At 57.2% G+C, this 23,796-nt stretch carries 20 protein-coding genes and 1 pseudogene; 13 read left to right on the top strand and 8 right to left on the bottom strand.

Features of this window, described 5'->3' with window-relative positions; translation table 11 throughout:
* Positions 1 to 26 precede the first annotated feature (26 nt).
* Positions 27 to 677 carry a peptide-methionine (S)-S-oxide reductase MsrA gene (gene msrA, locus ACI7MX_RS03950; protein ID WP_314483772.1) on the top strand — a complete coding sequence of 217 codons (651 nt, stop codon included), beginning with the start codon at positions 27 to 29 and terminating at the stop codon, positions 675 to 677.
* Between the two features lie 115 nt (positions 678 to 792).
* On the opposite strand, the gene ACI7MX_RS03945 is transcribed toward msrA, so the two are convergent.
* From ACI7MX_RS03945 to putP, 3 genes are all read right to left on the bottom strand, one after another.
* Complete coding sequence (locus ACI7MX_RS03945) at positions 793 to 1,629, bottom strand: 23S rRNA (adenine(2030)-N(6))-methyltransferase RlmJ (RefSeq protein ID WP_122785140.1); 837 nt, start codon at positions 1,627 to 1,629, stop codon at positions 793 to 795.
* An 88-nt stretch (positions 1,630 to 1,717) separates the two neighbouring features.
* Complete coding sequence (locus tag ACI7MX_RS03940; RefSeq protein ID WP_405585084.1) at positions 1,718 to 2,062, bottom strand: hypothetical protein; 345 nt, start codon at positions 2,060 to 2,062, stop codon at positions 1,718 to 1,720.
* Positions 2,063 to 2,298: 236 nt separating this feature from the next.
* Positions 2,299 to 3,786 carry a sodium/proline symporter PutP gene (putP, locus tag ACI7MX_RS03935; RefSeq protein WP_405585082.1) on the bottom strand — a complete coding sequence of 496 codons (1,488 nt, stop codon included), beginning with the start codon at positions 3,784 to 3,786 and terminating at the stop codon, positions 2,299 to 2,301.
* A gap of 446 nt (positions 3,787 to 4,232) precedes the next feature.
* On the opposite strand from putP, the gene putA reads away from it, so the two are divergent.
* The gene (putA, locus tag ACI7MX_RS03930; RefSeq protein ID WP_405585080.1) at positions 4,233 to 8,180 is read left to right on the top strand and encodes a trifunctional transcriptional regulator/proline dehydrogenase/L-glutamate gamma-semialdehyde dehydrogenase; all 3,948 of its coding nucleotides are present in this window, start codon (positions 4,233 to 4,235) and stop codon (positions 8,178 to 8,180) included.
* 71 nt (positions 8,181 to 8,251) lie between these two features.
* On the opposite strand, the gene ACI7MX_RS03925 is transcribed toward putA, so the two are convergent.
* Entirely contained in the window at positions 8,252 to 8,833 is a 582-nt protein-coding gene (locus tag ACI7MX_RS03925; protein WP_405585077.1) for a hypothetical protein, read from the bottom strand.
* 292 nt (positions 8,834 to 9,125) lie between these two features.
* Here ACI7MX_RS03925 and ACI7MX_RS03920 point away from each other — a divergent pair, with 292 nt between their 5' ends.
* The 3 genes from ACI7MX_RS03920 (at position 9,126) to selO (ending at position 15,866) form a co-directional block, all read left to right on the top strand.
* Complete coding sequence (locus tag ACI7MX_RS03920) at positions 9,126 to 10,868, top strand: potassium/proton antiporter (protein ID WP_314483762.1); 1,743 nt, start codon at positions 9,126 to 9,128, stop codon at positions 10,866 to 10,868.
* Positions 10,869 to 10,903: 35 nt separating this feature from the next.
* Entirely contained in the window at positions 10,904 to 14,236 is a 3,333-nt protein-coding gene (gene mscK / locus ACI7MX_RS03915; protein ID WP_405585073.1) for a mechanosensitive channel MscK, read from the top strand.
* Between the two features lie 166 nt (positions 14,237 to 14,402).
* Entirely contained in the window at positions 14,403 to 15,866 is a 1,464-nt protein-coding gene (gene selO, locus ACI7MX_RS03910) for a protein adenylyltransferase SelO (protein WP_405585070.1), read from the top strand.
* Positions 15,867 to 16,068: 202 nt separating this feature from the next.
* On the opposite strand, the gene ACI7MX_RS03905 is transcribed toward selO, so the two are convergent.
* Both ACI7MX_RS03905 and ACI7MX_RS03900 read right to left on the bottom strand, forming a co-directional pair.
* The gene (locus ACI7MX_RS03905) at positions 16,069 to 16,452 is read right to left on the bottom strand and encodes a hypothetical protein (RefSeq protein ID WP_405585067.1); all 384 of its coding nucleotides are present in this window, start codon (positions 16,450 to 16,452) and stop codon (positions 16,069 to 16,071) included.
* Between the two features lie 77 nt (positions 16,453 to 16,529).
* The gene (locus ACI7MX_RS03900; protein WP_314483755.1) at positions 16,530 to 16,973 is read right to left on the bottom strand and encodes a hypothetical protein; all 444 of its coding nucleotides are present in this window, start codon (positions 16,971 to 16,973) and stop codon (positions 16,530 to 16,532) included.
* Between the two features lie 608 nt (positions 16,974 to 17,581).
* Between ACI7MX_RS03900 and ACI7MX_RS03895 the strand changes: the two genes are divergently transcribed.
* The gene (locus tag ACI7MX_RS03895; RefSeq protein ID WP_405585063.1) at positions 17,582 to 17,797 is read left to right on the top strand and encodes a DUF3077 domain-containing protein; all 216 of its coding nucleotides are present in this window, start codon (positions 17,582 to 17,584) and stop codon (positions 17,795 to 17,797) included.
* Here the strand turns inward: ACI7MX_RS03895 and ACI7MX_RS03890 are convergent.
* Positions 17,790 to 17,903 (bottom strand): annotated as a pseudogene (locus ACI7MX_RS03890) (transcriptional regulator); the annotation flags it as partial. The gene ACI7MX_RS03895 and the pseudogene ACI7MX_RS03890 overlap by 8 nt on opposite strands.
* A gap of 83 nt (positions 17,904 to 17,986) precedes the next feature.
* Here ACI7MX_RS03890 and trxC point away from each other — a divergent pair.
* Positions 17,987 to 18,427: a thioredoxin TrxC gene (trxC, locus tag ACI7MX_RS03885; RefSeq protein ID WP_314483751.1), complete on the top strand. Its 441-nt coding sequence runs from the start codon at positions 17,987 to 17,989 to the stop codon at positions 18,425 to 18,427.
* On the opposite strand, the gene ACI7MX_RS03880 is transcribed toward trxC, so the two are convergent.
* Positions 18,424 to 19,197, bottom strand: a complete 774-nt coding sequence (locus tag ACI7MX_RS03880; protein ID WP_405585060.1) for a ParA family protein — start codon at positions 19,195 to 19,197, stop codon at positions 18,424 to 18,426. The two genes, trxC and ACI7MX_RS03880, sit on opposite strands and share 4 nt — an antisense overlap.
* A 335-nt stretch (positions 19,198 to 19,532) precedes the next feature.
* Here ACI7MX_RS03880 and ACI7MX_RS03875 point away from each other — a divergent pair, with 335 nt between their 5' ends.
* Genes ACI7MX_RS03875 through ACI7MX_RS03850 form a run of 6 tightly spaced genes read left to right on the top strand, consistent with a single transcriptional unit; the run spans position 19,533 to position 23,747 of the window.
* Positions 19,533 to 20,255: a beta-ketoacyl synthase chain length factor gene (locus ACI7MX_RS03875; protein ID WP_405585057.1), complete on the top strand. Its 723-nt coding sequence runs from the start codon at positions 19,533 to 19,535 to the stop codon at positions 20,253 to 20,255.
* Positions 20,248 to 21,054 (top strand): lysophospholipid acyltransferase family protein, encoded by an 807-nt coding sequence (locus ACI7MX_RS03870; protein WP_405585354.1) that lies wholly within the window; start codon positions 20,248 to 20,250, stop codon positions 21,052 to 21,054. Before ACI7MX_RS03875 ends, ACI7MX_RS03870 begins: the two co-directional genes overlap by 8 nt.
* Positions 21,014 to 21,274 carry a phosphopantetheine-binding protein gene (locus ACI7MX_RS03865; RefSeq protein ID WP_122785155.1) on the top strand — a complete coding sequence of 87 codons (261 nt, stop codon included), beginning with the start codon at positions 21,014 to 21,016 and terminating at the stop codon, positions 21,272 to 21,274. Before ACI7MX_RS03870 ends, ACI7MX_RS03865 begins: the two co-directional genes overlap by 41 nt.
* A 9-nt stretch (positions 21,275 to 21,283) precedes the next feature.
* Positions 21,284 to 21,538: an acyl carrier protein gene (locus tag ACI7MX_RS03860; RefSeq protein ID WP_122785156.1), complete on the top strand. Its 255-nt coding sequence runs from the start codon at positions 21,284 to 21,286 to the stop codon at positions 21,536 to 21,538.
* Positions 21,535 to 22,080, top strand: a complete 546-nt coding sequence (locus ACI7MX_RS03855; RefSeq protein ID WP_405585053.1) for a hypothetical protein — start codon at positions 21,535 to 21,537, stop codon at positions 22,078 to 22,080. The genes ACI7MX_RS03860 and ACI7MX_RS03855 overlap by 4 nt, the downstream gene beginning before the upstream one ends.
* On the top strand, positions 22,077 to 23,747 hold the full coding sequence (locus ACI7MX_RS03850; RefSeq protein ID WP_405585050.1) for an AMP-binding protein: 1,671 nt from the start codon (positions 22,077 to 22,079) through the stop codon (positions 23,745 to 23,747). Before ACI7MX_RS03855 ends, ACI7MX_RS03850 begins: the two co-directional genes overlap by 4 nt.
* Positions 23,748 to 23,796: the final 49 nt, after the last annotated feature.

Raw genomic sequence — 23,796 nt, 5'->3', positions numbered from 1 at the left:
TCACTCTGACTGAGAGGACATGAACAATGGTCTTGCGCTCGGAAATTCTGGTGAATAAAAACGTGCTACCTACTCAAGAACAAGCCCTGCCGGGCCGCGAAACACCGATGCAACTGCCTGAATACCACTATGTATTCAAAGAGACCCCCTTGCTGGGGCCGTTTCTGGGCAATGTCGGCTTCGCCATTTTTGGTCTGGGCTGCTTCTGGGGTGCAGAACGCAAATTCTGGGAGCGCGAAGGCGTGGTCAGCACCGTCGTTGGCTACGCAGGGGGTTACACACCTAACCCGACCTACGAAGAAGTGTGTTCGGGCCTGACGGGCCATACCGAAGTGGTGTTGGTGGTCTACGATCAGGACAAAGTCAGCTACGCCGACCTGCTGAAAATGTTCTGGGAACTGCACAACCCGACGCAAGGCATGCGTCAGGGCAACGACATCGGCAGTCAATACCGTTCAGTCATCTACTGCACTACACCGGAGCAGCTGGACGAAGCAAAGAGGAGCAAAGACGCTTATCAGGCAGAACTGGACAAAGCCGGCCTTGGCGAGATCACAACAGAAATCGAAGAAGCGCCAACGGTCTACTTCGCTGAGGCATACCACCAGCAATACCTGGCGAAAAACCCCCAGGGTTATTGCGGCATTGGCGGCACCGGGGTGGTATGCCCTCTTTGAGGGGAGCGGCAAGCTAAAAGCAGCTACAAGCGGCAAGCTATAAGCAAAGCGACCTAATACAAGGTTTGTGCTTTTGTCTTGCAGCTTGCAGCTTGCAGCAGACCACTGTCCTCTGCTACTCAGCGATCAACCACTCCATCTGCCAGCCACCCTGGGTTTGCCCCAGTTTCTTGGCCAGCCAAGGCATCAGCTCGCGTAACTCTTCTTCCAGACCCCACGGTGGATTGGCAATCGCCAAGCCCGAGCCATTAAGGCTGTTGGGGGTGTCCAGCGGGTGCACGAACAATTCGACCTGCAACAGTTTCGGCGCGCCGGAACCCGCAAGGTCTTGGTAAAAACGACGCAGCTGACGTTTGTCCTTGATCGGATACCAAATTGCTACCACGGTCTGACGCATGCGGCTGATCGCATCTTTCAATGATTCGGCGCAGCGTTTCATCTCGTCCAGCTTTTCAAACGGCGGGTCAATCAGCATCAGCGCACGTTTTTCCGCCACGGGCAGCAACGCCCGCGGCACATGCCAGCCTTCGCCCAAATGCACGGCCACACGACGGTCGCCTTTCATGTTGTCTTTGAGCATCACACCGTCTTCGGGGTGTTTTTCGTTCAGCAAGATGCGGTCCTGCGAACGGGTCAAGCGCCGCGCCCACTCAGGCGAACCAGGGTAATAGCGCAACTCGCCATCCGGGTTCATCTTGTGCAACACCTGCATGTAATCCGCGGTGATAGCGGGCAGGTTTTTTTGATCCCACAAGCGGGCGATGCCTTCCAGGTACTCGCCGGTGCGGTTGGCCTGATCACCTTTAAGATCATACAAACCAATCCCGGCATGGGTATCCAGATAAGCGAACGGCTGCTCTTTACGCGACATCAAGGCGATCAGTCGGGTCAAGACAATATGTTTGAACACGTCGGCGTGGTTGCCGGCGTGGAAGGCGTGACGATAGTTCATGGTTGCTCCTGCGCAGGGGGCGAAGTTTACCCTGTGCAGCTCATAACGTCAGGGGTAAAGCCTCGCTCCGCGCCAAGCGGTGTTTTAATCAAATCGCTTGAGGCTCAAGCACCAGGTTATGAACGCTGTCCATTGAAGCAGCTAGCCAATCAATCGAGAACTGCTCGGTGGCATCTGCTATCAGCACGTGCTGATCCAGCACCTCGACACGAATTTTGTAACCTTCAACCAGGCTGGGTGATTCGTCGTCATCCAAGTGAAAGGCAAATGTCCAGGGAGCGGGAATCGCGTAGAAACCACGTGTCTCAAGCAATAAACGTTCTGAGCCTCCCGGCTTCACGGCGAAGAGCGATAGGGTCCAGACATAATCGCTGCGCAGCGAAAACGGCAAGTCACGAGGGGAAATATTTCCGAGGAATATCTTTTTTCGCATGTTAAGTGTCCTGGGTTATGCGCTCAAAACCGAGCACTCAACCAAGGCTAATACGTCTTCAGCAGGCCATTAACGCTTCAGAAGAACCCTCACAACACATGAGAAATGTCAGGTCTAAACGGGCAAACCATCCGACTCATGATGTGCTTTCCATGGATCCCCAAACAAAACGGCCCGCCTCCAACGAGACGGGCCGTTTTTTTTGCACGGCTTGATTGAGCCGCGGCTCAGACCAATCAGCTGTTCTGCTGGAAGTCTTTCTCGGCAGCGTCGAAACGCTCGATCATCTTCTTGCTCGGGCCTTGGCCCATCGCGCTAACCAGCCAAATGGCCAAGCTGGCGAAGATAAAGCCCGGAATGATTTCGTACAGACCGAACAAGGCAAAGTGCTTCCACACGATCACAGTGATGGCACCGACCAGAATACCGGCCAATGCGCCCTGACGGGTCATGCCTTTCCACAGTACAGAGATCAGGACCACCGGGCCGAATGCAGCCCCGAAGCCTGCCCACGCGTAGCTCACCAGACCCAACACACGGTTTTCAGGGTTAGCGGCCAATGCAATGGCGATCAAAGCAACCACCAGCACCATGATCCGACCTACCCACACCAGCTCGAGCTGGGAGGCATTTTTGCGCAGGAATGCTTTGTAAAAGTCTTCAGTCAGGGCGCTGGAGCACACCAGCAACTGGCAGCTCAAGGTACTCATCACCGCCGCGAGAATAGCCGACAGCAGCACGCCCGCAATCCACGGATTGAACAGCAACTTGGCCAGCTCGATGAACACCCGCTCAGGGTTTTCAGTCACAGGGCCGGCCAGTTCCGGATGGGCCGAGAAGTAGGCAATACCGAAGAAACCTACCCCAACCGTACCGGCCAGACACAGAATCATCCAGGTCATGGAGATACGACGCGCCTTGGCGATCGACTTGACCGAGTCCGCCGCCATGAAGCGGGCCAGGATATGCGGCTGACCGAAGTAACCCAGTCCCCAGCCCATCAGCGAGATGATGCCAATAAAGGTGGTGCCCTTAAGCATGTCGAAGTTGCTTGGGTCTTGTGCTTCGATGGCCAGGAAGGTCGTGTCCACACCGCCAGTCGCCAGCAACACGATGATCGGCGTAAGGATCAGCGCAAAAATCATCAGTGTGGCTTGCACCGTATCGGTCCAGCTCACAGCCAGGAAGCCGCCAATAAAGGTGTAAGCAATGGTCGCAGCAGCACCGGCCCACAACGCTGTTTCGTACGGCATGCCGAACGTGCTTTCGAACAGACGAGCGCCGGCCACGATGCCAGAGGCGCAGTAGATGGTGAAGAACACCAAAATCACGATGGCCGAAATAATCCGCAGCAGCCCGCTGTGATCTTCAAAACGGCTCGAGAAATAGTCGGGCAGCGTCAAGGCGTCGCCGTTGTGCTCGGTTTGTACGCGCAGACGACCCGCCACAAACAGCCAGTTCAAGTAGGCACCGGCCACCAGACCGATGGCGATCCAGCTTTCGGACAGGCCGGACATATAGATTGCACCGGGCAACCCCATCAGCAACCAGCCGCTCATGTCGGAAGCGCCAGCGGACAATGCAGTCACAACACTGCCTAAGCTACGGCCGCCCAAAATGTAGTCAGAAAGATTGTTGGTGGAGCGATAGGCCATAAGGCCGATGAGGACCATTGCCGCGATATAGATCACAAACGTGATCAGGGTTGGGTTACTCACACTCATTACATTAAGCCCTGGCATTGTTTTTATGTTTAGCAGCGGTCTGGTTGAACGCTCACAAACGTCCTGTTTGAGACGATGAACAAAGCCCTGCATTTAAACTGACGTTCCCCCAGGAAAACCATCAGCTGGCGCCCCGGCATTAAAGCGGTTGCACCTTGGCTGCGAATGCTATGCAACAAAGCAAATAAGGTGCAACCAGTTTTTGCCGGGCAAGTTGCACCTTGTCGCCATTTCGTCTCAATTCAGGGGTTTTGCGCCTTTTCGGAGCAAAAAACCCCCAAGACCGATCCAAAAGCACCAGAGGTGTGCGCGCGATTATCCGACTTATAAAAATCCTGACAAAGCGCAGATAAAACGGGTTGCACTAGGTTGCACCTCTTTCGGCACAGCGCTAATCTTGCCGCCAGCTGCTGCCGCGCAACTGCGGCACCCATGAGGATAAAAATATGGCTACCACCACCCTTGGGGTCAAACTTGATGACCCAACCCGCGAGCGCCTCAAAGCTGCCGCGACCTCGATTGATCGCACGCCTCACTGGCTGATCAAACAGGCAATTTTCAATTACCTGGAAAAACTCGAGGGTGGTGCAACCCTGACCGAGTTAAGCGGCGTGCCCGGCGGCGACGATGCTGACGACGCCCCCACCGATCACACGCATCAGTGCTTCCTGGAGTTTGCCGAAAGCATTCTGCCGCAGTCCGTTCTGCGTGCGGCAATCACCTCGGCCTACCGCCGTCCAGAACCTGAAGTCGTGCCCATGCTCATCGAACAGGCTCGCCTGCCTGCGCCGATGGCTGCGGCCACTCAAGCCCTTGCTGCCTCGATTGCCGAAAAACTGCGCAATCAGAAGAGCGCGGGGGGTCGCGCCGGCATCGTTCAAAGCTTGCTGCAAGAATTCTCCCTGTCGTCCCAGGAAGGCGTAGCCCTGATGTGCCTGGCCGAAGCGCTGCTGCGCATCCCGGACAAAGGCACCCGTGACGCCCTGATCCGCGACAAGATCAGTACCGGCAACTGGCACCCGCACTTGGGCAACAGCCCGTCGTTGTTTGTAAACGCCGCGACGTGGGGCCTGCTGCTGACCGGCAAACTGGTCTCGACCCACAACGAAGCCGGCCTGACCTCTTCGCTGAGCCGCATCATCGGTAAAAGCGGCGAGCCGATGATCCGCAAGGGCGTCGACATGGCCATGCGCCTTATGGGCGAACAGTTCGTTACCGGTGAAACCATCGGCGAAGCCTTGGCCAACGCCACGCGCTTTGAAGCCAAGGGCTTTCGTTACTCCTACGACATGCTCGGTGAAGCGGCACTGACCGAGCATGATGCACAGAAATACCTGGCCTCCTACGAGCAAGCTATCCACTCGATTGGCAAAGCGTCCAACGGCCGTGGCATTTATGAAGGCCCGGGCATCTCGATCAAATTGTCGGCCCTGCACCCTCGTTACAGCCGCGCCCAGTACGAGCGCGTGATGGACGAGTTGTACCCGCGCCTGCTGTCACTCACCGTGCTGGCCAAGCAATATGACATCGGCCTAAACATTGACGCCGAAGAAGCCGATCGCCTCGAAATCTCCCTCGACCTGCTTGAGCGCCTGTGCTTCGAACCGCAACTGGCGGGCTGGAACGGCATCGGATTCGTCATTCAGGCGTATCAGAAGCGTTGCCCGTACGTGATCGATTACGTGATCGACCTCGCGCGCCGCAGCCGCCATCGTCTGATGATCCGTCTGGTAAAAGGCGCGTACTGGGACAGCGAAATCAAACGCGCCCAAGTCGAAGGCCTGGAAGGCTACCCGGTCTACACCCGCAAGGTGTACACCGACGTGTCCTACCTCGCTTGCGCGAAAAAATTGCTGGCCGTGCCCGAAGCGATTTACCCGCAGTTCGCCACGCACAACGCCCAAACCTTGTCGGCGATTTACCATATTGCCGGTCAGAACTACTACCCCGGCCAGTACGAATTCCAATGCCTGCACGGCATGGGCGAGCCGTTATACGAGCAGGTTGTCGGCAAGTTGGCCGAAGGCAAGCTGAACCGTCCGTGCCGCGTGTACGCACCCGTCGGCACCCACGAAACACTGCTGGCGTATCTGGTGCGTCGCTTGCTGGAAAACGGCGCGAATACCTCGTTCGTTAACCGCATCGCCGACCACACCATTTCGATTCAAGAGTTGGTCGCCGACCCGATCTCGCAGATCGAGCACATGGCAGCGCAAGAAGGCGGTTTTGGCCTGCCGCACCCGCGCATTGCCCTGCCCCGTGACCTGTACGGCAGCGAGCGCGCCAACTCCAGCGGCATCGACATGTCCAACGAACATCGCTTGGCGTCGTTGTCCTGCGCCTTGCTGGCTACCGCCCACAACCACTGGAAAGCGGAACCGATGCTCGGTTGCGCCTCCAGCAGCGAAACGCCTGCGCCGGTGCTCAACCCGTCCGACCTGCGTGACGTCGTTGGCCATGTACAAGAAGCCACTGTTGAAGATGCCGATAACGCCATCCAGTGCGCACTGAACGTCGCCCCTATCTGGCAAGCCACACCACCGGCCGAACGTGCGGCGATTCTGGAGCGCGCTGCTGACTTGATGGAAGGTGACATTCAACCCCTCATGGGCCTGTTGGCACGTGAAGCGGGCAAGACCTACGCCAACGCCATTGCGGAAGTCCGAGAAGCCGTCGATTTCCTGCGTTACTACGCAGTGCAGGCGCGCAACGACCTGACCAATGACGCCCACCGCCCTCTGGGCCCAGTGGTGTGCATCAGCCCGTGGAACTTCCCGCTGGCGATTTTCAGCGGCCAGGTCGCTGCCGCGCTGGCTGCCGGTAACCCGGTATTGGCCAAACCGGCCGAGCAAACCCCGCTGGTGGCGGCTCAAGCCGTCCGCATTCTGCTGGAAGCCGGTATCCCTGAAGGTGTGCTGCAACTGCTGCCGGGACGTGGCGAAACGGTGGGCGCACGCCTGGTGGGCGATGATCGCGTCAAAGGTGTGATGTTCACGGGTTCCACCGAAGTCGCGCGCTTGCTGCAACGCAATATCGCGGGCCGCCTGGATGCACAGGGCCGCCCCATCCCGCTGATCGCTGAAACCGGCGGCCAGAACGCCATGATCGTTGACTCTTCGGCGCTGACTGAACAAGTGGTCATCGACGTGGTGTCCTCGGCCTTCGACAGCGCCGGTCAGCGTTGCTCGGCCTTGCGTGTGCTGTGCCTGCAGGAAGATTCTGCAGATCGCGTCATCGAAATGCTGAAAGGGGCCATGGCCGAATCGCGCATGGGCAACCCGGAGCGGTTGAACGTGGACATTGGCCCGGTGATCGACGCCGAAGCCAAGGCCGGTATCGAGCAACACATTCAGGGCATGCGCAGCAAAGGCCGTAGCGTCTACCAAATGGCAATCACCGACCTTGAAGAGTGCAAACGCGGCACCTTCGTCATGCCGACCCTGATTGAACTGGAAAGCTTTGACGAGCTGGAACGCGAAATCTTCGGCCCGGTGCTGCACGTGGTGCGTTACAAACGCAAAGATATCGACCAACTGATCGCACAAATCAACGCATCGGGTTACGGCCTGACGCTGGGCGTACACACCCGCATCGACGAAACCATTGCCAAAGTGGTCAACAACGTCAATGCCGGTAACGTCTACGTTAACCGCAACATCGTCGGCGCCGTGGTCGGCGTGCAGCCATTCGGCGGCGAAGGTTTGTCGGGCACAGGCCCTAAAGCTGGCGGCCCGCTGTACTTGTTCCGCCTGTTGTCGACCCGTCCCGCTGACGCGATTGAGCAATCATTCGCCAAAACTGACGCCGTCACTGTGACGGACACTCAAGCTCGCGAAGCGCTAAGCAAACCGTTGAAGGCTCTGCAAGACTGGGCCAACAACACTCAACACGCGGCGCTGGCCCAGTTGTGCGACGAGTATGCCGCCCATTCGCAAAGCGGTATCACTCGCCTGCTCAATGGCCCGACCGGCGAGCGCAACAGCTACGCCATCCTGCCGCGCGAACATGTGTTGTGCCTGGCCGAAGTCGAAAGCGACCTGCTCACCCAACTGGCGGCTGTGCTGGCCGTGGGCAGCTCGGCGGTAGTGCCGGACAATGAACTGAGCCAAACCGTGATAGCGCGCCTGCCTCAAGCCGTGCAAGCACGCATCAAGCGGGTTGCAGACTGGACGAGAGACGATGTGATGTTTGACGCCGTTCTGCACCACGGCGATTGCGATCAACTGCGTGAGGTCTGCCAGACAGTGGCCAAACGCGCAGGCGCTATTGTCGGTGTGCAAGGTCTGTCCCAAGGCGAAACGTCTATTGCTCTGGAACGCCTGGTGATTGAACGCGCACTGAGCGTTAACACCGCAGCAGCGGGTGGTAACGCAAGCTTGATGACCATCGGTTGATCGCAGGCTGAAACATCAAGAACCGGGCACCTGAAAAGTGCCCGGTTTTTTTGTGCGCCCCATTCGGGAACTTACCCCGTGCGCACCAACACAGAAAACGCCAGAAGTACCACTGAAACGACGCCGATTAACGCCCACACCACATTGCTCACACTGAAGCTGCAATTACTGCACCCCAAGCTGTCAGCCGCCAGAAGATTGATAGCGCGCTGGGCGCCGACAAACAAAAACACACTCACCGTGATCAGCAGTGCATTGGCAATAAAAACCACCCCGGCGTCATCCGGGCTATCAAAAAACATCGCAAACAGGGTCGAGATCATGACCATTAACATAATCAGTAGCGCGCGGGGCTCGGGGTGCCACCGGCATTGCCTGCCGGCCAGCTCCAGACCGTTCTGAATCTTGTCGAACAGATCAAGAATGAAAAACGGCCACAACACAGCGCGCACTAAAGGGAGGATGTCAGCCCCTACTCGTTCTTTATAGGTTGCCCAGTTGCGGTATGACCAATAGACGATGTACCCACCGCCCGTGAGCAAATACAGCACTACAAACTTGGTGACAGACACGACATACAACTCGCTTGGACCCAGACCCAATAGTCGATTTACATCTGACACCGGATCTCTGGTCAAAGGGGTAGGTTTCATGACTCATCCATTGGTTAATAGAAATGTGACATAGAGATACAATTTGCCGGGCCAAAAAAATGCAGGCTAGATCCTTCTCTCTTGTAAGAAAAAGCCTCAGACCTCGCGACAATCACCATGCGAAGCCGTCAGTGCAACCCGTTCAATGAGTGTAAAAAAACGCTGTGCGCACTCGAATTCATATCCTGAAAACCTTTTTGACAGCTGGCCAATCGCGCAGGTTAGAATCGCTGGCACGTAGACTGCATAGACCGTCTACGCCTTGTCTTTTATGTCTTCAGGAGTACTGCCTTTGAATGCAACAACCATCAACAGCCTGTTCTTGATCGGCGCGTTGCTGGTAGGTGCAAGCATTCTCGTCAGTTCACTCTCCTCGCGCCTTGGGATCCCGATCCTGGTCATTATCCTGGCGGTGGGTATGGCCGCAGGCGTCGATGGCGGCGGAATCATTTTCGACAACTACCCCACCGCCTACTTGGTCGGCAACCTCGCTCTGGCGGTGATCTTGCTCGACGGCGGCTTGCGCACACGGGTGTCGAGCTTTCGCGTCGCATTGTGGCCGGCGTTATCGCTGGCGACAGTCGGGGTGATGATCACCACGGGCCTGACCGGTTTGATGGCTGCCTGGCTGTTCAACCTCAACCTGATTCAAGGCCTGCTGATCGGCGCTATCGTCGGTTCAACCGATGCGGCAGCCGTGTTCTCGCTGTTGGGCGGCAAAGGCCTGAACGAGCGGGTGTCAGCCAGCCTTGAGATCGAGTCCGGCAGCAATGATCCGATGGCGGTGTTCCTCACGGTCACCCTGATCGACATGCTCGCCAGCGGCGAAACTAACCTGCACGCCAGCCTGCTGCTTAACCTGCTGCGAGAGTTCGGTATTGGCGGCGCGGTCGGTCTGGCCGGGGGCTGGCTATTGCTGCAAATGGTCAACCGCATCCACCTGGCCAACGGTCTGTACCCGATTCTGGTCATTGCTGGCGGACTGGCGGTCTTTGCCCTGACCAACGCCCTGCACGGCAGCGGCTTCCTTGCGGTTTACCTGTGCGGTCTGGTGATCGGCAACAGCCCGATTCGCAGCCGCCACGGCATTTTGCACATGCTTGACGGCATGGCCTGGCTGGCTCAGATCGGCATGTTTCTGGTATTGGGCCTGCTGGTCACGCCTCATGACTTGCTCCCCATCGCCATCCCCGCGCTGGCCTTGGCGCTGTGGATGATTCTGTTCGCCCGGCCCCTGTCTGTATTCGTCGGCCTGCTGCCGTTCAAGGCTTTCCACGGCCGCGAAAAAGTATTTATCTCCTGGGTGGGGCTGCGCGGTGCCGTGCCTATCATTCTGGCGGTATTCCCGTTGATGGCCGGTTTGCCCAACGCGCAGCTGTATTTCAATTTGGCGTTCTTTATCGTGCTGGTGTCCCTGCTGGTTCAAGGCACCAGCCTGCCGTGGGTGGCCAAGTTGCTCAAAGTCACCGTGCCACCTGATTTAGCGCCGGTGTCTCGCGCCGCCCTCGAAGTTCACCCCACCAGCGAGTGGGAACTGTTCGTCTACCGGCTCGACGCACAAAATTGGTGCGTCGGTGCTGCGCTGCGGGAACTGAAAATGCCCGACGGCACCCGCATCGCCGCCCTGTTTCGCGATCAGAAACTGCTCCACCCGTCGGGTAGTACCACCCTCGACGTCGGCGATTTACTCTGCGTAATCGGTCATGAACACAACTTGCCAGCCCTCGGCAAACTGTTCAGCCAACCCCCTACTCGCGGCCTCGATCTGCGCTTCTTCGGCGACTTCGTCCTGGAAGGTGACGCCCAGCTGGGCGCGGTCTCTGCCCTGTATGGCTTGCAGCTCAACGGCGTTGACCCCAACCTGCCCCTCAGCCGCTTTATTGCGCAAAAAGTCGGCGGTGCTCCGGTGGTCGGCGATCAGGTGGAATGGAACAACACCATCTGGACCGTTGCGGTCATGGACGGGAACAAGATAGGCAAAGTGGGCGTCAGATTCCCCGAAGGAAGTGCCCCGGGTCCCGGGTTGTTCCTCTAAACTCCAATTTTCCTACGCTCGTCTGACCGGTACCTATGTCACTACTGCGCACGTTATTCGTCACCGCATTGCTCGGCCTGAGCCTTTCTGTTGGCACACTCCAGGCCGCTGAGCCCCCGTCGCCCGAGTCGATACAGCAAAGCCTCGACAAAATTGCCGAGCGAAAACTGCCAGAAGCCGACCAGAAAGCCTTGCAAGGTGTGTTGCAGCAGACCCTCACGCTACTGGGGGACAAAGCTGACTACGAGCAGCGCCTGACCGATATCAAGCAGCTACTGGCCACGGCGTCAGACCAGACAGAAGAAAATCAGCGCGAACTGGCCCGCCTCAAAGCCAGCCCGGCCGTGCCCGTCGCTCAACGTTACAAAGACCTTTCCGTTGCGCAATTGGAACAAATGCTGGCTGATCGCACGACGCAACAAGGTGAACTGCAAAAAGCCCTGGGCATTGCCAACAGCCAAAGCATTGCCGCCCAGACTCGCCCAGAGCGGGCGCAAGCCGAAATCAGCACCAGTCAGACACGCATTCAGCAGATCAACAACATCCTCAAAACCGGCCGCGACAATGGCAAATTGCTAAACGCCGATCAACGCAATCAGCTCAATGCCGAAATCGCCGCACTTAACGCACTCATCGCCTTGCGTCGCCAAGAGCTGGCAGGTAACAGCCAACTGCAAGACTTGAGCGGCAGCCAACACGACCTGCTGCTGGAAAAAACCACACGTCAGGACCGAGAAATTCAGGACCTGCAAACCCTGATCAACCAGAAGCGTCTGGCTCAATCGCAACAAACGGTGACTGAACAATCCATCGAAGCACAGAAGTCAGGCAGCAGCAGCCTGCTGGCCACCGAAAGCGCGATCAACCTGAAGCTCTCTGACTACCTGTTGCGCAGTACCGACCGCCTCAACGAAGTCACACAGCAAAACCTCGAAACCAAGCAGCAACTGGATAACGTGACCCAGAGCGATCAGGCGCTGGACGAGCAAATCAGTGTTCTAAAGGGCAGTTTGCTGCTGTCCAAGATTCTCTACAAACAGAAACAAGCACTGCCCCGTTTGCAGAAAATGGACAAAAACCTGGCGGACGAGATTGCTGACATTCGCCTGTATCAGTTCGAAATCAACCAGCAGCGCGAGTTGATCAGCAACCCGACCACCTACGTCGACAATCTGCTCAAAACCCAGCCTGCTGATCAGGTCAACCCGCAACTTCGTAAAACCCTGTTAGATCTGGTCAATACCCGCGGTGACCTGCTCGACCGCCTGAACCGCGAGCTAAGCTCACTGCTCAACGAGTCAATCACCCTTCAGCTCAACCAGAAACAATTGCTTAGCACCGCGCAAAGCCTGCGGGCCACGCTTGATGAGCAAATGTTCTGGATCCCCAGCAATAAACCGCTGGATTTGGAATGGCTCGAAGGAGCGCCCCGTCAGCTCAAGCAGCAAGTCCTCACCCTGCCCTGGACCTCCAGTTTCAGCGAATTGGCTGATGGCTTGCGCCAACGCCCGCTGTTGTTTTTACCGCTGGTGCTGCTGATTGTTGCCCTGCTGTGGAAGCGCAAATACCTATACGGCAAATTGAACGAAATCCATCAGGACATTGGCCACTTCAAACGTGACAGCCAATGGCACACGCCGCTGGCCATTTTGATCAACGTCTTGCTAGCCATGCCGATTGCGCTGGCGCTGGCGCTGTGCGGGTACGCCTTGCAAACCGACGCCCGCGGCATGAACGCCAACATGGGAGCGGCCTTGATACAAATGGCTGAAGCCTGGCTGGTGTTCTATACGATCTACCGCATTCTGGCGCCGGGTGGCGTGGCCGAGCTGCATTTTCGCTGGGAAAAGCCGCTGGTCGAGTTCCTGCAAAAATGGATCCGCAAACTGGGCTTCGTGGTGCTCGCGCTGGTGGCCGTTGTTGCCTTTGCCGAACAACAGCCGGCGGCGCTGGCTGATGACGTGCTGGGCATCCTCGTCGTTCTGAGCTGCTACGCGGCCATGAGCTGGCTGCTGTTTCGCCTGCTGCTCAACGATCAGGGCGACAAAAAAGCCTATCGCGTGCGTAAAACGCTGGGCTTTTTGTTTGCCCTGCTGCCGCTCGCCTTGTTTGTCGCCGTGTGTTTTGGCTATTACTACACCGCACTCAAACTCAGCGACCGGTTGATCAACACCCTCTACCTCTTGATGTTCTGGCTAGTGATCGAGGCTGCTTTCGTACGCGGCCTGGCGGTCGCAGCACGACGCCTGGCCTACCAGCGCGCACTGGCCAAACGCCAGGCCGCCAAAGAGGCCGGCGAAGGCAACGACATCGTGATTGAAGAACCGACGCTGGACATTGAGCAGGTCAATCAGCAATCGCTGCGCCTGATCCGTCTGGCCTTGCTCGCAGGTTTTATCGGGGTGTTGTATTGGGTATGGTCTGACTTGATCTCGGTATTCTCCTACCTGGACAACATCACCCTCTACGAATACACCAGCGGCACCGGCGCCAACATGAGCATGGTACCCATCAGCTTCGGCGACCTGATCGGAGCGCTGGTCATCATCGGCATCAGCATTGCGCTGGCGCGTAACCTGCCCGGCCTGCTGGAAGTACTGGTGCTGTCACGGCTCGATCTGGGCCAGGGCAGTGCCTACGCCACCACGACCCTGCTGACCTACGTGATTATCGGCGTCGGCTTTGTGTCCACCCTCTCGACCCTGGGCGTGAGCTGGGACAAGTTGCAATGGCTGGTGGCCGCGCTGTCGGTAGGGCTGGGCTTCGGCATGCAAGAGATCTTCGCCAACTTTATCTCCGGCATCATGATCCTGTTTGAGCGCCCGGTGCGTATCGGCGACACCATCACCATCGGCAACCTGTCGGGCACGGTGAGCAAGATCCGCATCCGTGCGACCACCATTACCGACTTCGACCGCAAAGACATTATCGTCCCGAACAAAACCTTCATTACCGGGCAACTGATCAACTGGTCGCTGACCGACACCATTACCCGCGTCACCCTGAAACTGGGGGTCGATTATGGTTCCGACCTGGATCTGGTCAAACAGCTGCTGCTCAAGGCCGCGCAAGAAAACCCGCGTGTGCTCAAAGACCCTGAGCCACATGTGTTCTTCCTCAGCTTCGGCCAAAGCACACTGGACCACGAGCTGCGTATGCACGTGCGTGACCTGGGCGACCGCAACCCGGTTATCGATGAAGTAAACCGCTTTATCAACCGCGAATTCAAAAACCACAGCATCAACATCTCGTTCCAGCAGATGGAGGTGTACCTTAAAAACCTTCATGGTCAGGAATACAAGTTGGTGCCTGTCGACCCGCAAGCACCGGCCGAAAAGCTGACGCTGGATAAGCCCAACCCGACGTAGCAGTTGCCGAAGGCGACGTCCGATTGCGAAGCGATCGTAAACCTTGAGTGTCAGATTCAACTGATTCACTGAGGCGTCTGAATGTACGACGGCTGCGCCGCCGAACGCAGCCTCGTACCTCGGCAGCTGCTACAGAACCTGTTGCCCCCACTGCTGGAGCCACCCCTTGAAAACGCTGAACGAACTGACCTTCGATAACCGCTTTGCCCGTTTGGGCGACGCGTTCTCGACTCATGTGCTGCCCGAACCTGTCGACGCACCGCGCGTCGTCGTGGCCAGCACCGCAGCCCTGGGTCTGCTCGATCTCGACCCCGCCGTGACTCATGACCCCGTCTTCGCTCAGCTGTTTGGCGGCCACACCCTATGGGCCGATGCCGAACCCCGCGCCATGGTCTATTCGGGCCATCAGTTCGGCTCGTATAACCCGCGTTTGGGCGATGGCCGTGGTTTGTTGCTGGGCGAGGTGTACAACGACGCGGGTGAGCATTGGGACTTGCACCTCAAGGGCGCCGGCATGACCCCTTACTCGCGCATGGGCGATGGCCGCGCGGTACTGCGCTCCTCTATTCGCGAATTCCTGGCGTCCGAAGCCTTGCACGCGCTGGGCATCCCCAGCAGCCGTGCCTTGTGCGTGATCGGCTCAGACACCCCAGTGTGGCGTGAAAAACAAGAACGCGCCGCCATGGTGTTGCGCCTGGCCCCGAGCCATATCCGTTTCGGGCATTTCGAATATTTCTACTACACCCAACAACCTGAACAGCAAAAGCAGTTGGGCGAACACGTATTGGCCCTGCACTTTCCCGCATGCCTGGAACAGCCCGAGCCGTATCTGGCGATGTTTCGCGAAGTGGTCGAGCGCAACGCTGAACTGATCGCCAAATGGCAGGCATACGGCTTTTGCCACGGCGTGATGAACACCGACAATATGTCGATTCTGGGCATCACCTTCGACTTCGGCCCGTTCGCCTTTCTGGATGATTTCGACGCCAACTTCATCTGCAACCATTCCGATAACGAAGGCCGCTATTCATTCAGCAATCAAGTCCCGATAGGTCAATGGAACCTCAGCGCACTGGCGCAGGCACTGACGCCGTTTATCAGTGTTGAAGCCCTGCGAGAAACCCTTGGCCTCTTCCTGCCGTTGTATCAGGCTCATTACCTTGACCTGATGCGCCGCCGATTGGGCCTGACCACCGCCGAAGACGGTGATCAACAGTTGATCGAAACCCTGTTGCAACGCATGCAAGGCAGCAGCATCGACTACACCTTGTTCTTCCGCCGTTTGGGTGATGAGCCCGCCGCCAAGGCCGTTGCGCGATTGCGTGACGAATTCGTCGACCTCAAGGGGTTTGATGAGTGGGCAGCGCAGTACGTTGCTCGCGTTGAGCGCGAAGGAGTAGACGATGAAAACCTGCGACGCGAGCGCATGCACGCCGTCAACCCGCTGTACATCCTGCGTAATTATCTGGCGCAAAAAGCCATTGATGCCGCTGAAGCAGGGGACTACAGCGAAGTGCAACGTTTGCATGATGTTCTGACCCGGCCATTTACCGAACAGCCGGGGATGGAAACCTATGCCGAGCGCCCGCCGGAGTGGGGCAAGCATTTAGAGATCAGTTGTTCGTCGTAAAACAGAAAATTCAATAACTTAACCTCTACATGGGTGGCATCTATCTCGGCATTACACCCATCACAGAGAAAGGCGGTAAAGCGGTAATTGCCTACCGGAAGCGATTCATCCTGCTCTTTCAAGTTACTCATCGCTTCCCTGAAAGCTTAACTAAACTATACCGCCTCACTTAACCGTCATTTATTGGCTCACCTGAGACAACTCAGATCTGTGCCGCGTCGGCTTTTACATCCAAATCAAGACGAATGAATGAAGTACTCCCTTTCTTTGGCAGCAGGCAGGCACCTATAAGTAGACCTGCAAAAAAACTTAAAAACCCCATCGCTGCCCCCCACTGAATCAGAACAAAAATATTGACAACCGGCACCCCCATCGTCAAAGAGCCAAACATTATTATCGCCCTTTTATTGCTAGCTATAACGCTGAGCAACTTAACCACATCAGCCTCTTTCAATAACAACGCTTGAGCGCAGTTCGGGCATTTAACACTGCCACACTCAATCGACTCATTGACCTGTTCGGCGAGCAACTCAAAGGCGTTGTCGCAGTGCAGGCAGCGAACATCTACTGTTTTGGTTATGGTCATTGACGGCACTCTCTTATCGACCGATCACGTATTAACACTACTACCGGACAGCTTTAGCACGCCACCTGCTGCCTGCATCAAAACTGCGCATGCTGGAGAGGCCGTATTTTTTGGAAAGTCAGCTTTCCAGCAACCAGCATCACGGCGGATTTACCGAACGTACAGTAATAACGCATAAAGCCTAAAATCACGGTTCCTGAGGCGCCGACAAAAGCACCCGCCTCGCTGGCTACAGCAAAAGCCAAAACCAATGACAAAATCAATAAAACAACGAACACTACACTCATCACAGAGTCAAGAACCTCTATACATCGCTCCCGCTTAACCAACTCATTTATCCCCGCCTCACCCAAGGCTATCAAGTGTTCACCTTGCAAACACTTCAACGGCTGCTCGGCCAGTAGCTTTGAAACCTCAGCGGTTGAAAGTGTAAATACACCTTCACACTTAGGGCATCTAAATTTTGCTACTTCGTATACAGGCCAGATGATAAAAGGCTCTTCATCTATCTTTTCTTCCATTGACTTAAACCCTTTAAATATATTTAGCCCTGGTTTCCCTATTTTAACTATCCGCAAATCTCATCACTTCCCAGCACACAAAAAAGCACGCCTAACTCGATTTTTGAGCACTTAAAAGCAACAGAGATCGCATCAAAATATGAGGAAAAGAGAGTAGTGCCAATAAAGTCATGGCAATGTCAGACAAACTACAAACAGCGCGTAAGTTTCTTCGTTATATAAAGAGGTTTTTTCAAAAAGCTATGGCCCCTGCCCTTGATCCCCGGCCGGGCCATCCTCTGATTGACCCTCACGCAGTCAGCCCCTATCCTCGCCAACGTCACGACACACTCGTGACCGGATTTGACGGTCCGCCCCCTAAAAGAAGAATCAGCGATTTCGTCGCTGTGTTCACGCCTGCCTGTGCTCGATTTGATCGTGTTATGGCAGCTGTGTGTGGGGCACTCTCGAGTGCGCCGGGTTTCTTCTTTTTAACCGGTCCGTCAACCCGCACGCAGTTGCCACCCATTCGGTTGACGGCGAACGGTGGCTACTCCAATTCTAAAAAGGAGAGATTCCATGTGCATCAGTAGCCCTACCCCTTCGGCCAAAGCTTTACAGGCGAACCTTTGTTCAGCGTAAACCCCGGTATCCCGATCAAGCTTGCGCTTGAGTTGAGCGCGCAATTACTCGGCAGCGCAGCGGTGTTGAGCGCAGAAAGCCAGCTCGCCGCCCCTCAAACCAGCCACAGCTTGACCTTCGCCAGCCTGCAGCTGGTTGAAATGAGTAAAGGGTTGATCGATGCCATGCTGGACAGCGTGGTGCAGGCTCAACGCGTTAAATAAACATATCCACAGGTACGTTGAAGTAATCGGCCAGCCAGCGAATTTGCCGTACGTTGAGCTGGCGTTTTGCGCTGAGAATTTCGGACACCACCGACTGCGTATGAACAGATGCGTTACGCATCAGTGGCAGGTTGGGTAATGATCTGCTGAACTGCACGCCATATCGAAATCGCTTTGATGGAGTGCGCCATGACCGAACCGCTGCTGATCCCCTGCCCCCACTGCAACGGCCTTAACCGAATTCCTGCCGAGCGCGTGGGCGACCACCCCAAGTGCGGGCGCTGCAAAAACGAGGTGTTGCTGGCCAAACCCTTTGAGATGCGGCAAACCGACTACGCCAGTCAAATCAAGGGCGACCTGCCGTTGTTGCTGGACGTGTGGGCCGAGTGGTGCGGGCCGTGCAAGGCTTTTGCGCCGGTGTTTGAGCAAGCGGCCAGCCAATTGCTCGGTCAATGCCGGCTGGCCAAGCTGGACAGTGAAGCCAATCAGCAATTGGCAACCCAGCTGGGGATTCGCTCGATCCCCAGTTTGATTCTGTTCAAAAACGGCAAGGAGATCGCTCGCCAAAGTGGCGCATTGCCGTTGCAGCAACTCAAGGCATGGCTGCAAAGCCATGGGGTGCGGGCTTAAGCGTTCTGATCCAGGTAGTCGTGTAATTCAACAAATTGTTGCGTCAGCTTGTGCCGCGGGTCGAAATACACCAGCGGCTGGCTGGCTTGGTGGGACTCGCGCATTTTCACCGAGCTGCTGAGGTACACAGGCAAGACCGGTAACCCTTCGTTGATCAATTCGTCCAGCATTTGCTGCGGCAAGCTGGCCCGCGACTGGAACTGGTTAACCACTATGCCCTCAACCACCAAGTTTTCATTGTGATCTTCTTTCAGCTCTTCGATTTCAGCCAGCAGGCCATACAGCGCTTGGCGCGAGAAACTGTCGCAATCGAAGGGAATCAATACACGATCGCAGGCAATCAACGCCGATACCGCATAAAAGTTCAGCGCGGGCGGTGTATCGACGTAAATCCGGTCGTAATCTTCAGCCAGTTCATCCAGCAACTTGCGCAGCTTGTTGATCTTGTGCTTGGCCTCGAGCTTGGGCTGCAGATCCGCCAACTCGGTGGTGGCCGTGATGATGTGCAGGTTTTCGTAGGGGGTTTCGTAAATATCGACTCGATTCTTCTTGGAACCCACACTCGCCGACAGACTGTGTTTAAAGAAATCGGCAATCCCCATCGGGATGTCGTCGCCGGTCAGTCCGGTGAGGTATTGGGTGGAGTTGGCCTGAGCGTCCAAGTCTACCAAGAGGGTTCGATACCCCTCACTGGCACTGACGGCAGCCAGATTGCAAGCGATGCTGGACTTGCCCACACCGCCTTTTTGATTGAACACCACGCGCCGCATTTCAAGACCTCCGTGTATCAATGAGAGCCCGAGTGTAGATGCCATGTAGGTAAATTCGCTACCTCGCACAAAAAAGAGCCACAAACTAAAAAGAATTAACCCTACATACTTCAGCAATGAGCCACTTTTCAGAAGCCGTAGTGATTGCCTATAGTTCAACTTTGGCAAAAAGATAGCTTTTTCGTCCGATCAGCTAAAAAACTGCACCTTAAAATGTAAGCGGTGTTTGCTACGAGCCAACCGCACCGGGATAATGCCAGCACTTCTCAGGGTGCCGCCTAGCTCGCTGCCTGCCGCCACATCAAGGAAGCCCGCAAGGGCGGGACAACACTCCAGTGATTACCTTTAATATTGCCGCATGGCGCGCCTGGGCTCCGGGCCTCGAAAGCGTGGCCGATTGGCAGGCTTGGAGCCAGCAACCCCACGTGCTCGCCGCCAGCGACAACGCGCCGGATGTGTCGTTTTTACCGGCCATGCAGCGCCGCCGCCTCAGCAGGCTGGCGCGCATGGCGTTTAGCGTCGGCTGGCCGCTGGCAGAAGGCCGTGAAGCATTGCCACTGGTGTTTATTTCCCGTCACGGTGAAACACCGCGCACCTTTGACATCCTCAGCGATCTGGCCGCCGATCAGCCTTTGTCCCCCACCCAATTCAGCCTTTCGGTGCATAACGCGGTGATCGGTCTATGGTCGATCATGCGCGGCGAAACCAGCGAAATGACGGCCCTCGCTGCGGCGGGGGATGGCCTGGAACATGGTCTGATCGAGGCCTGCGCCCTGCTCAGCGAAGGCGCGCCCGCTGTGTTGCTGGTGATCACCGAAGAGCAGCCGCCCCACGCGTATGCCCGCTGGGTCGATGATGTGCCCTTCCCTTATGCCGTGGGCCTGCTCGTGACGCCCGGCACGCAATGGCAGCTGTCACTGAAGACAGGCTTGGGCGATGCCGCCAAAACCCCCTGGCCTCACGCGTTGCAGTTGGTGCGTCATCTGCTCGATGGGCAAACCTGCTTCCAACACGCCTGGAAACATCGTGTCTGGACCTGGCAACGTAGCGGTGAGTAACCGCCGCGACGCTTATTACTGGCGCCTGACCGCCACCGGGCTGAGCTTTGCCCTGTTCGGCGTCGGTGGACTGTGCCTGCGGCTCATCGTTTTTCCGGTGCTGGGGTGCTTGCCGGGCGACACCGTTCGCCAGCGCGAACGGGCCAGGGCCACGGTCAGTCGTTTGTTCTGGCTATTTATTCGCACCATGGCGCGCATGGGTGTGCTCACCTACGAGGTGCAAGGGGCTGAACGACTGGGGCGGCCCGGGCAGATGATCATCGCCAACCACCCGTCACTGATCGATGTGGTGTTTTTGATCGGTTTGGTGCGCAACGCCAATTGCGTGGTCAAACAAAGCCTTTGGCAAAACCCGTTCACCCGCAGCCCCGTGCGTGCCACGCAATACATCAGCAATGACGGCAGCGTCGATATGCTCGACACCGCTGCTGGCGCCCTGCGCGAAGGCCAGACGCTGATCATTTTCCCTGAGGGCACCCGCACGCAGCCGGGGCATGCGCCTGCCTTTCATCGCGGGGCGGCCTCTATTGCGCTGCGGGGTGCGAAGATCCTCACCCCGGTGGTGATCAAGGTCAGCCCCACCACGCTGACCAAGGCCGAACCCTGGTATCGCATTCCCGATCGTCGCGTGCACTTCAGTTTCCACGTTGGCGCCGATATAGATCCTACAACCTTCACCGCGCTTGGCCCGCCGCCCAAAGCTTCGCGCCTGCTCAATGACTTCGTGCATGACTACTTTATTAAGGAACTCGCCACAGATGAGCGATCTGAACACACAAATCAAACAACTGATCATTGACGCCCTGGGCCTTGAAGACATCAGCGTCAATGACATTGACGACCAGCAAACCCTGTTTGGTGAAGGCTTGGGGCTGGACTCGGTCGACGCGCTGGAGTTGGGCCTGGCGATCCAGAAAACCTACGGCATCAAAATAGACGCCGACGCCAAAGACACCCGCAATCACTTTTCCAACGTGGCCAGCCTTGCGGCTTTCGTCACGGCTAAACAGGCAGCCTGAGACCGAACCATGCAAACCCGTGACGACATTTTCAACACCCTGCGTACTGCACTGGTCGAGCTCTTCGAGCTGGAACCCGAGCGCGTCACCCTGGACGCCAATCTGTATCAAGATCTTGAAATCGACAGCATCGACGCCGTCGACCTGATCGACCATATCAAACGTAAAACCGGCAAGAAAATCGCTGCTGAGGAATTCAAGTCAGTGCGTACCGTGAACGATGTGGTTGAGGCGGTCTACCGTCTGGTTCATCCGGTCGAATGAGCGGACTGATCAGCCTTGGCCTGTTATTGGCCGGCGTGCTGTACCCCTTTGCGGTGTATTTCGGCATGGCCCATTTTGCGCCGTGGCAGTTCGCCCTGCTGCTTGGCGGCCTGTGGCTGGCCCGCGCCCTGACGGGCGAGCGACGCCCCGGTGGCCTGTGGATGGCAGTGGTCGCGCTGGTGTTTTGCGGGCTATTGGCGGTGTTCAACAGCCCAGCGTTGCTGCGTTGGTACCCGGTGCTGATCAGCGGGTTCATGCTGTGTCTGTTCGGCCTGAGCCTGCGTTTAGGCCCGCCGATCATCGAGCGCCTGGCACGCTTGCGCGAGCCGGTGCTGCCCGACATCGCGATTGTTTATACGCGGCAGGTGACCAAAGTCTGGTGCCTGTTTTTCCTGCTCAACGGGCTGGTCGCGGCCAGTTTGACCTTATGGGCGCCGTTGAGTTGGTGGACGCTGTACAACGGCCTGCTCGCCTACGGGTTGATGGGGCTGTTGTTTGCCATTGAATGGCTGATACGGCAACAAGTAAGAGGCCGGGCATGAATTGGATAGAACTTGAGCAGCTGGTGCTGAAGGGGCACGCAAATCGCCCCGTGACCTTTGATCCGGCACTGGATCACAACCAACTGTGCGAACAGGCTCTGTGTCTGGCGGGCGGCCTGCATCGGCGCAACGTAAAAAAGGTGGCCGTCCACCTGGATGACGCCGCCGAGCTGGCGATTGCCTTGCTGGGCGCCTGGCGAGCCGGTGTCAGCGTGTTATTGCCCGCCGACCTGCAAGCACAAACCCGCCAACGCTGGGACACGCAGGTTGACCTGTGGATAACGTCAACGGTTGAACTGGAGGCGCTGTACGAAGCGCCCCTGTGCGGCGCAGCGCTGGATCTGGACAGCTGCCAACTGAGCCTGTGTACGTCCGGCTCCAGCGGTGAGCCCAAGCGCATCGACAAAACCCTGCGCCAGATGGCCAATGAAGTTCAAGCATTGGAACAGTTGTGGGGTGCCGAACTGGGTTCTGCCTGCCTCATCGCCAGCGTGGGGGCGCAGCATATATACGGGTTGTTGTTCCGCGTGTTGTGGCCGCTGTGTGCGGGCCGCAGCTTTGTGCGCAAACAACTGGCCTTTCCCGAAGACATGCAGCGCGTCAGCCGCGATCACCCTTCATTTGCGTGGGTCGCCAGCCCAGCGATGCTCAAGCGCATGACCGATAACCTCGACTGGTCGGCGTTGAGTGCCGTGCAACGCGTGTTCTCCTCCGGCGGCGCGTTGCCTCCCGAGGCGGCACAGGCTTTACACACACGTTTAGGGCAATGGCCGACCGAAATTTTCGGCAGCTCCGAAACCGGTGGCATTGCCTGGCGCCAGGGGCACAACCTGTGGCAGCCGTTTGCCGATGTGCAGCTGAGCCAAAGCGAAGACGGCGCCCTGCGTATCGCCTCAGCCTATTTGCCTGTCGGTCATGTCGAACTCACAGCAGATGCTGCCCGTATTGAGGCTGACGGGCGCTTTGAGTTACTCGGGCGCCTTGACCGAATCGTCAAACTGGAAGAAAAACGCATCTCTCTGCCGATGCTCGAACTCGCGTTGGTCAACCACGCATGGGTGGCAGAAGCCCGATTGGGCGTTGTCCATGAAAACCGTGCATCGCTGGGCGCGCTGCTCGTGCTCAGTGACAGCGGTCTGTTTGCCTTGCGCGAGCACGGCCGCCGGGCGCTGACTGAAACCTTGCGCCAGCATTTGAGCGAACACTGCGAAGCCTTGGCCTTGCCACGTCGCTGGCGCTTGCTGCGCTCTTTACCGCTTAACAGCCAAGGCAAACTGCCTCAGGCGCAGGTCGATGCCTTATTGCTCGCACCACGACCCAAGCAGCCCGAAGTGATGAGCCAGCGTGAAGACGAGGGCCAGTGGACACTCAACCTGTCGATCCCGCCGGATCTGGCCTATTTCAGTGGCCACTTCCCCAAAACCCCAGTGTTGCCGGGCGTGGTGCAAGTGGACTGGGCAATAGCTCTGGGCCAGCAGTTGCTCGACCTGCCGCCGCGTTTTGGCGGGATGGAAGTGCTTAAGTTTCAGCAACTGGTACGGCCCGGCGACGCCATTGAACTGACCCTGCGCTTTGACCGCGAGCGCAGCAAGTTGCACTTCGCTTATCGCAACGCCACGGCGGCGTGCGCCAGCGGTCGTATCGTGCTGGAGGCAGCCCGTGGATAACACACACCACCTACCCGTAGCAGCTGCCGAAGGCTGCGTCCGGTTGCGA

Source organism: Pseudomonas sp. 2024-210, from assembly GCF_045062345.1.
Lineage (GTDB): Bacteria > Pseudomonadota > Gammaproteobacteria > Pseudomonadales > Pseudomonadaceae > Aquipseudomonas.
Note: the sequence above shows the minus strand (reverse complement) of the source record. Positions and strands in the feature narration are given on the sequence as shown.

What these genes read in the sequence shown, in the direction of transcription:
- mscK (WP_405585073.1), top strand. Translation starts at nt 10,904, where the DNA reads ATGTCACTACTGCGCACGTTATTCGTCACCGCATTGCTCGGCCTGAGC.
- ACI7MX_RS03855 (WP_405585053.1), top strand. Translation starts at nt 21,535, where the DNA reads ATGAGCGGACTGATCAGCCTTGGCCTGTTATTGGCCGGCGTGCTGTAC.
- trxC (WP_314483751.1), top strand. Translation starts at nt 17,987, where the DNA reads ATGACCGAACCGCTGCTGATCCCCTGCCCCCACTGCAACGGCCTTAAC.
- putA (WP_405585080.1), top strand. Translation starts at nt 4,233, where the DNA reads ATGGCTACCACCACCCTTGGGGTCAAACTTGATGACCCAACCCGCGAG.
- ACI7MX_RS03860 (WP_122785156.1), top strand. Translation starts at nt 21,284, where the DNA reads ATGCAAACCCGTGACGACATTTTCAACACCCTGCGTACTGCACTGGTC.
- ACI7MX_RS03905 (WP_405585067.1), bottom strand. Translation starts at nt 16,452, where the DNA reads ATGACCATAACCAAAACAGTAGATGTTCGCTGCCTGCACTGCGACAAC.
- ACI7MX_RS03850 (WP_405585050.1), top strand. Translation starts at nt 22,077, where the DNA reads ATGAATTGGATAGAACTTGAGCAGCTGGTGCTGAAGGGGCACGCAAAT.
- ACI7MX_RS03940 (WP_405585084.1), bottom strand. Translation starts at nt 2,062, where the DNA reads ATGCGAAAAAAGATATTCCTCGGAAATATTTCCCCTCGTGACTTGCCG.
- ACI7MX_RS03925 (WP_405585077.1), bottom strand. Translation starts at nt 8,833, where the DNA reads ATGAAACCTACCCCTTTGACCAGAGATCCGGTGTCAGATGTAAATCGA.
- ACI7MX_RS03865 (WP_122785155.1), top strand. Translation starts at nt 21,014, where the DNA reads ATGAGCGATCTGAACACACAAATCAAACAACTGATCATTGACGCCCTG.
- ACI7MX_RS03900 (WP_314483755.1), bottom strand. Translation starts at nt 16,973, where the DNA reads ATGGAAGAAAAGATAGATGAAGAGCCTTTTATCATCTGGCCTGTATAC.
- putP (WP_405585082.1), bottom strand. Translation starts at nt 3,786, where the DNA reads ATGAGTGTGAGTAACCCAACCCTGATCACGTTTGTGATCTATATCGCG.
- ACI7MX_RS03945 (WP_122785140.1), bottom strand. Translation starts at nt 1,629, where the DNA reads ATGAACTATCGTCACGCCTTCCACGCCGGCAACCACGCCGACGTGTTC.
- ACI7MX_RS03880 (WP_405585060.1), bottom strand. Translation starts at nt 19,197, where the DNA reads ATGCGGCGCGTGGTGTTCAATCAAAAAGGCGGTGTGGGCAAGTCCAGC.
- msrA (WP_314483772.1), top strand. Translation starts at nt 27, where the DNA reads ATGGTCTTGCGCTCGGAAATTCTGGTGAATAAAAACGTGCTACCTACT.